The organism is Paraburkholderia sediminicola (assembly GCF_902859805.1).
GTDB lineage: Bacteria > Pseudomonadota > Gammaproteobacteria > Burkholderiales > Burkholderiaceae > Paraburkholderia > Paraburkholderia sediminicola.
The window spans coordinates 1-1,681 of sequence record NZ_CADIKC010000031.1; the positions used below are offsets into that span (position 1 = coordinate 1).

Here is a 1,681-nt window from a genome sequence, read left to right on the forward strand (position 1 = left end):
CGGAGATTTTCAAGGTAGTTGTCGCCTCAACGTTTAGATTTCAGGCGGCCTTTCGCTCCTGGTTATCGCGCTGCGGAGTGCCTGCCAGGCTGTCGGTTCGATCCGGGTTCAGATGCACAGCACTTACGCGCTGCCAGTTGCGCGTGCGGCCTTTCCATCGGAGCGGATTGCGTTGCCGGGCAGTCTCGTAGAGCGCCGCGCGTCGATCCAGAATGTCCTGGTCAAGGTTGGCATGACGCTGCGCCGGCGTCACGAACCGGATCGCGCTGTGACGATGTTCATCGTTGTACCAGCGCACCAGTGCGCCCACCCAGGCGCGCGCGGCGAACAGGGTATCGAACGGCTTGAGCGGATAGGCCGGCCGATACTTCAGTGTCTTGAACAGCGACTCGGAATAGGGGTTGTCGTTGCTCACGCCCGGGCGACTCAACGACGGCATGACACCCAGAGCCTGAAGGGTGGCGAGCATCGTCGCGCCTTTCATCGGGCCGCCGTTGTCCGAATGCAGGATCACCTGATGGGGCTGTAACGCTTCGCGTGCGCAAAGGTCCCGGAGGACTTCGCTGGCCAGGACGCTGCTTTCCTCGGCATAGACCTGCCATCCGACAATCTTGCGGCTGAACACATCCAGAAACAGATACAGATAAAAATACTGTCCGCGGATCGTCGTCGGCAGGTACGTGATGTCCCAGGAATACAACTGGTTCGGTGCGTCGGCGCAAACCGAACGGGGTTTGCTGCGTGCGTGGGCTGGCCGTTCGCTGCGCCGATGGGCGAGTTGCTTCTCGGCTTTCAGTACCCGGTAGAACGTCGATTCCGAGGCGATATAGTGTTGCTGGTCTGCCAGTCTCGGCACGATCTGGCTTGGTGGCAGATGACCGAATTCGGGCGAGTTCGCGACCGCCAGCAACTCGGCGCGTTCGTCGGCAGAAAGCTTGTGGCGCGGCTCGTGGTGCCGTAACGAGCGCCCATCTACCGCGTCAGGTTCGCCGCGTTGCCAGCGTTGAACGGTCCGGGCACTGAGCCCCAGAATGTTGCACGCGTGTGCCTGGCGAGCCCCGGCCAGGGTCGCCTCGCTGATCAGACCGATCAATGCTTTGCGCTCTTCAGGGGCCGTCATTCGGCCTCGCCCTCGAACAGCGCACGGTAGTTTTTTTGCAGCACCAGTAGCGCCGCAGCTTCAGCCAGCGCCTTCTCCTTGCGGTTCAACTCGCGCTGCAGCTGGACATTGGCCTGCTTCAGATCCCGCACTTCCTGGGCGTTCTCGCGCCGGCTACCCGTCACACCGACGGTGCAAAAGTCCGCTCGCCACTGCACGAGATGATGTGCAAACAGGCCGCGCTCGCGACACCAGCCGTTCAACGTTTCGTCGACCAACCCGTGGCTCTCCTGCAAGGCCATCAGCCGTTCTTCCAGCGACCAGTCTTCCGGACGCTTTGCATGTCCGGAGCTCGAGCTCCGGTTCGCGGCGGCTGCACCTCTCATCCATTTCCTCAATGTCAAAACGTTCACGTTCAATTCGTCGGCTACAGCTCCAACCGTTCGGTTGCCGCGCTGCAGGACCTTCGAGAGCGCCTGCTCCTTGAACTCGACAGAATACATTTGTTTCGCCTTCAACCTGCACCTCTGACTCTTCTTGATAAAGAAATTCAGAGGCGACAACTACTATGACGCCGGGGGT

1 protein-coding gene is annotated in these 1,681 nt (G+C 60.8%); it reads right to left on the bottom strand.

Features of this window, described 5'->3' with window-relative positions; genetic code table 11:
* Positions 1 to 40: 40 nt before the first annotated feature.
* Positions 41 to 1,602, bottom strand: a protein-coding gene (locus tag R8871_RS38285) for an IS3 family transposase (RefSeq protein ID WP_407673262.1) whose coding sequence is annotated in 2 segments (ribosomal slippage) — positions 41 to 1,137 and positions 1,137 to 1,602 — 1,563 coding nt in all. Because the reading frame shifts where the segments join, the coding sequence is not laid out codon by codon here.
* Positions 1,603 to 1,681 lie beyond the last annotated feature (79 nt).